Annotated in this window: 7 protein-coding genes; 3 read left to right on the forward strand and 4 right to left on the reverse strand. The window is 45.2% G+C overall.

Features of this window, described 5'->3' with window-relative positions; genetic code table 11:
* Positions 1-62: 62 nt before the first annotated feature.
* Entirely contained in the window at positions 63-545 is a 483-nt protein-coding gene (locus QUA71_RS28785; protein WP_333290375.1) for a hypothetical protein, read from the reverse strand.
* Between the two features lie 531 nt (positions 546-1,076).
* Between QUA71_RS28785 and QUA71_RS28790 the strand changes: the two genes are divergently transcribed.
* Complete coding sequence (locus QUA71_RS28790) at positions 1,077-1,829, forward strand: DUF4336 domain-containing protein (RefSeq protein WP_333290376.1); 753 nt, start codon at positions 1,077-1,079, stop codon at positions 1,827-1,829.
* Positions 1,830-2,759: 930 nt separating this feature from the next.
* On the opposite strand, the gene QUA71_RS28795 is transcribed toward QUA71_RS28790, so the two are convergent.
* Both QUA71_RS28795 and QUA71_RS28800 read right to left on the reverse strand, forming a co-directional pair.
* Positions 2,760-3,587 (reverse strand): hypothetical protein, encoded by an 828-nt coding sequence (locus QUA71_RS28795; protein WP_333290378.1) that lies wholly within the window; start codon positions 3,585-3,587, stop codon positions 2,760-2,762.
* Between the two features lie 109 nt (positions 3,588-3,696).
* Positions 3,697-3,990, reverse strand: coding sequence for a hypothetical protein (locus QUA71_RS28800; protein ID WP_333290380.1), 294 nt, complete (start codon positions 3,988-3,990; stop codon positions 3,697-3,699).
* A 9-nt stretch (positions 3,991-3,999) separates the two neighbouring features.
* Here QUA71_RS28800 and QUA71_RS28805 point away from each other — a divergent pair, with 9 nt between their 5' ends.
* Entirely contained in the window at positions 4,000-4,410 is a 411-nt protein-coding gene (locus tag QUA71_RS28805; RefSeq protein ID WP_333290382.1) for a hypothetical protein, read from the forward strand.
* 82 nt (positions 4,411-4,492) lie between these two features.
* The gene (locus QUA71_RS28810; RefSeq protein ID WP_333290384.1) at positions 4,493-4,819 is read left to right on the forward strand and encodes a hypothetical protein; all 327 of its coding nucleotides are present in this window, start codon (positions 4,493-4,495) and stop codon (positions 4,817-4,819) included.
* 162 nt (positions 4,820-4,981) lie between these two features.
* Here the strand turns inward: QUA71_RS28810 and QUA71_RS28815 are convergent, their stop codons facing one another.
* Complete coding sequence (locus QUA71_RS28815; protein ID WP_333290386.1) at positions 4,982-5,320, reverse strand: tetratricopeptide repeat protein; 339 nt, start codon at positions 5,318-5,320, stop codon at positions 4,982-4,984.
* Between the last annotated feature and the right edge of the window lie 46 nt (positions 5,321-5,366).

Here is a 5,366-nt window from a genome sequence, read left to right on the forward strand (position 1 = left end):
CCCCATCTTTTTTTACCTTAAGTTGTCTCAATCCGCTACTGGCAATGCTTTTGACTGGGTTGTCACCCCGTCAGCTCTTTCAGTATATCATTCCGGTGCAACCGGAATTGATATGAGTTGAACAACGCCAGGGGAAGCCCACCCACTGGGATTTTACCCAAGTCGGTAAACTCATAAGAGCGATCGCCCTCCGACTCCACCAATCCCTTCAACTGCCACCGAAAGTTTACCAAGTCTTTGGGAATCGATCGCTTTTGAGCCCCGTACTCTTTCCACAGCACCTTCAACTGTTCCAATTCCTCACCCTTGAGTTCGATGTTGAAATGCTCGTAGAGGGGAAGCGAGGGAAACGCTTTGGTTTTAATCCGCTGCGAAACTGGCTTGCAAGTGTCCCCGGTGTGCGCGAAGTGGTGTTCTTTCACTGATCCCTTTTTTGCGGTGAGGGAGCCGCCACAGTAGAGACAAGCGAGGTTAGTTTTTCCGCGCACAACTTCATCAATGCCCGTCAGTTCACCACTGAGAGCAACGCCGTATTTTAGCCACATTGTCTGTCAATTCTCCTTTGAGCCGGTTTTCGTAGATGCACCTGCTCCACATGACCAACGATTTTAACAAATCCAGGGGTTAGAGCTTCTGCCTTGAGGGAGAAAGCGATCAGCACTCGATGCTCTTGATGCGCGAGTGTCAATCGGCGCGGCGTGAGAGGTAATGTGCTCAAAATATTACTTTCGGGTAGTTGGGGAGGCTGCTGATCGCGCCTGGGCCATAGCTGCGTCAAAAGCACGGATTGATGTCTGGGTGGCTCGGGTACAAAAACAAAAGCGAGAGCGAGAGCACAAGTAAAGTAGATGCAGAGGCGAGTCGTCAGGTCGGGCGATCGTCAGCTTTTGCATCTTTCAATTATAAAATTGCGAGTGCTTTAGCAAGGAAGATACAAGCTAACAACGCCCAGGCACACTGCCTACCAACAAATAATCGATTTGATGCAGACGTTACTTGCGGCAGGTGATGGGCACTGCTAGCCTACTTTTATACGCCACGCTAGAGCAGTAAGCCTTTACCTTCCTTTCATAGCTATGAGCAACGACGCAATCGCACTTTATGAAGCAATCAACCTTCTGAAACAGGTTGACGAAGATATTTGGATCGTAGATGGTTCCATCGTGCAGATGGCAATGTATGGAGCAAAAGTGCCCTTCCCAACCCGAATGACGATTGTGCGACTGAGCACGGGTGACCTATGGTGCCATTCACCAACAGAATTGACTCCAGAACTGAAAGCTCAAATTGACTCCCTCGGTTCACTGCGCCACCTCATTTCGCCCAACAAAATTCATTACGCCCATATCGGTGCTTGGACTAGCGCCTATCCAGAAGCTATAGCATGGGCATCTCCAGGTGTTCGCGATCGTGCCGCGCAGCAGAAAATTGCAGTGGATTTTGATGCTGACTTGGAAGATGAACCACCACATGAGTGGGTAGCAGACCTAGACCAATTAATCTTTCGTGGCGGTCGATTTATGGAAGAAGTCGTCTTTTTCCACCGCAAGAGCGCCACTCTCATCCTTGCCGATCTCATAGAAAACTTTGAACTAAATAAAGTGAGTCAGCAGTTGCATTGGCTACTTAAATTAGGGGGTGTTGCTGATCCGGATGGAAAACTCCCATTGGATTTGCGAATGACATTTCTCGGGAAAAAGGAACAGGCACGTAGCTGCTTACAGCGAATACTTCAGTGGAACCCTGAAAAAGTTATCCTATCCCACGGTCGTTGGTATGAGAATAACGGTACTGCTGAGTTACGGCGTGCTTTTCGCTGGCTTGAATAATGTTTAGACGACAGCAAGCTATCCAACGACAACAAATTCGACACCCTCGGACACTCTAAATATTCTGGGGAGCCGTGCTTAGAAAGACTGTTTTTCTTTAAGTCTGATGCCGTTGCCTATGCTGCCGAACTAGACAAGGAACTAAAACCCTATGGGAAGGATTGAGCTACCCACCAACCCAACCGATCGCCCAAGCTCCCAGCCGCTATACTGCGACTAATGGGCAACCTATTGCCAATTACCAATTATCCATTACCCTTCATAAAAAAGCCCTCGGCATCACGTTGGGGGCTCTTTGTTTTGGGACGATCACATTTTCTCGACTTCGACAGAAATTTGGTCAGCACTAGCCCTCGCAACAAATTCAGTGGCTGCCTTATGAACAAATATCGCCTTTGTGCTTTTAACTTCATAAGGTAGCTACAACTGAGTGCTACGCTTGGCCATAACCGGGCGCTACGTTATTAGCGATGATTTAATGGTGTGGCGCTTACTCATCTACTAATGACCAATAACAAAAATCATGGGTGCTATCGAAACTATGTTTTTCTACAGAGACTTTCTCTGTCAAACTCGCTGTAACGATGAATGGGTAATCTTTTGCCCCACTTGCTTTTATGGTTATGTAGGCAGAGCCGATGCCGGTCTTGCCTACACAGCCGCAAAAGAAAAAGTGGATCGTGTTCTAAAACTGCGGTACGCGAAAGCCAATCGCCAAAACTCCTGAAGCCGTTTATAGTGTTGGTAATTGGGGCAAAGACTCATTGCCAATTACCAATTGCTAATTACCCATCGTGTAAAAAAGCTCCCCTGACATTTCGGTCGGGGGCTTTTTTTTGGGCGCTCGGGCGATCGGACTACTCCAGCAAACGCCATAAATTCAACCCCAAATTACTACTTTAATTGTAATTGTAAATTATGAGATATTTGTTAATTATTTGTATTTTTTCTAAATGGATTCAATCGTTCTAAAAACTCAAAACTTAAATAAAGACAGCGAGCCGTTATTATGATAGATTGTAATACTTTTAACTCTATCAAATCTAATATTAATTCTTTTTGTTTTTTAAATGGTTGGTAAGAGCTAACTTGATTTTTTAAATTAATTGCCGTATTTTGGTTAGAATCGTTCGTAGACAGGTTGTCTTTTATTTTTTGGACAAGGAGTTCCCAACTCTCACTCTCAGGCTGTAGTCGAATGGCATCATTCGCACCACTTTGTGCGAAGTATCTTTCCCGGTCACCCACCATGATTTGACCACCCAGTTTTAAAATAACGGGAATTTGTGCGGTTTCCGGGTTAATTTTAAGCATTGTGGCAATCTCTACCCCATTCAATTGCTTATCATGGTATATATCCGAATAAGCTGTATTAACAATAATGATATCCACTTGCTTATTAACTGCGATTTCCATTGTGGTTTTTATATCAAATCCATTATATGCAACCAAATTAAATTTTCTAATAAACCGTCGAACCATTACGGAAAAATTCAACCAATTATCTCCAACTATTAAAACTTTTATTGAGGCTTTAATGTGTTCAGGTTGATCAATCTCTGCAATAGCACAATAATTCATAGGATGAAAATTAAAAATAGCAATTATTTTTAAATTTTCATTCTGGAAACTAACTAAGTCCTGATAGGTTTGTGCGGGTAGTGAGCAATAGACAAAATCCCAATGATAAGAATTTATATCTGAATTCCAAACCAATAAGTGGACATAACAAAGCCACAAAGAAAATTTAGTATCCATTTTTTTTTTACTTAATTTACTATTTTTTGCGTAAACAAATCGGTGCTTTTTCGTTTTAAAATTAGCCGGAGGAGGGCTATCCCGCCTCCATTGTGTAAACTATCTTAATTCATCTATCCTCGCCTCCCAAAATTTCTAAAATTTTCGCAACGTCCCCCAAGTCAGTTCTCGACTTTTTACGCCGCGCTTTCAACTGGTTGAGCAAGTCTGCTGGCTCTGGTAGTTCGATCGCTAGTGCTGGATTTTGTTTCAGTTCTGCCAGTTGCGCTTCAAGCTTCTCCCCTTCTTCACGCTCTTCTCTAAGGCGGGATTGCAATAGTGCTACCACCTTGCGCTGATTGTCGATCGTTGTAGAACTCGATTCTAAAAGCTGATCGTAGTCCTGCTGATTCTCTGTCGGCATCGAGTCTAATTGCCGCCTGAACGGTTCGTCATGGGTACGATCGCGATTGGGACAAACGACGAAGAACCCCCCAACCGTGGCGACAACGGTCGGGGACGGGTGCAGCTAGCCAAGAAATTGATGCTCTCGATCGTCCCGGTAAAGCGCATCACGTCCGACGTGCCTGCCTGCAACTTTGACCCGAACGAATTAGAAATTGCTGGGGAGCTCAGTTTGGCAATCGGCGGTTTTTGCTCTCCCCTGGTGCTGCCACGGGACGGCGATAACTACAAAGTTGTTAGCGGCCACTTTCAATTCCATGCGGCGGTTCTGGCACGGAAGCTAAACCCAAGGGCGGGGGAAAACATACCGGCGATCGTGCTGGAAGCTGAGAATCAATCCGTGATACTCGCACAAATCAAAATATTGAAAGTCGCCTAGACCAGATCACACCCCATCCGCTTTTTCTGGATGGGGTTTTTTAAACTTCTTGAGAAGAGTGATAATTAAAAGGACTAAGCCCATGAACAACAGCAACGACGACCTCGAAGCCCTTATCCGCTCTGCTAGCCCGGATGGCCACAGAAGCGAATTGATTCCTGTCACCATTACTCCTGAAATGGCCAAAGGATACCTCTGTTTTGGACTGGAACAGGAACGGGAGATTGATCAGGCTGTGATTGACGATTACGCGCTTTCAATGCAGGACGGGGAGTGGAAAGCTGGCTCGGTACTGATATTCTCTGAGAATTACAAAATCATTGATGGCTATTACCGATTAGCAGCAGTTGCTCAGTCAGGAGTGCCGGTGGAATTTTATCTGGTCAGGGGAGTACCCACTAATCTCTAATCCCAGTTGCCCCGTCCGAGTCTTGGATGGGGCTTCTAAAAATCTTTAAATATGACATAACCCGTACTGTGTAGTATTTGCTCGATTCTTAATTGCTGATTTTGCTGTGGGAGTTGCCCGTTTCTTTGCAGTGCTATCTTGTTTTTTGTTATGCGTTGCTTTTTAGGGGTTACTAACACGTTTCTTGGCTTCTGATGCTTTGACATCATAACCGGAGTTAGGATTAGCTTGGTGCAGTTGCATTAACAGGTCGATATAGAACTTGTAATACTCCTGCACTGTGGCAAAGTATGAGCGACGGAGGTCTGGGCTGGCTATATTACTGCTGAGGTTTTCGATGATTTTGAGAGAGGATTCAATGTCGTTGAGGGCTTCGGTAAGATTGTGTCGATCGCGTTTGACAGCAGTCATGCTGTAGAGGGTGAGAGCTTCCCCGCTGCGGTCACCAGTTGCCCGCCTTAGAGGCAGGGACTGGCTTGTGAAATTTTCATAACTCCCCACAAAAAATTAACACTTACTTCTTCTGGGGTAGATTTCGAGGCGGGAC

The organism is Microcoleus sp. MON1_C5, from assembly GCF_036701875.1.
Classification (GTDB): domain Bacteria; phylum Cyanobacteriota; class Cyanobacteriia; order Cyanobacteriales; family Microcoleaceae; genus Microcoleus.

What these genes read in the sequence shown, in the direction of transcription:
- QUA71_RS28785 (WP_333290375.1), bottom strand. Translation starts at nt 545, where the DNA reads ATGTGGCTAAAATACGGCGTTGCTCTCAGTGGTGAACTGACGGGCATT.
- QUA71_RS28790 (WP_333290376.1), top strand. Translation starts at nt 1,077, where the DNA reads ATGAGCAACGACGCAATCGCACTTTATGAAGCAATCAACCTTCTGAAA.
- QUA71_RS28795 (WP_333290378.1), bottom strand. Translation starts at nt 3,587, where the DNA reads ATGGATACTAAATTTTCTTTGTGGCTTTGTTATGTCCACTTATTGGTT.
- QUA71_RS28800 (WP_333290380.1), bottom strand. Translation starts at nt 3,990, where the DNA reads ATGCCGACAGAGAATCAGCAGGACTACGATCAGCTTTTAGAATCGAGT.
- QUA71_RS28810 (WP_333290384.1), top strand. Translation starts at nt 4,493, where the DNA reads ATGAACAACAGCAACGACGACCTCGAAGCCCTTATCCGCTCTGCTAGC.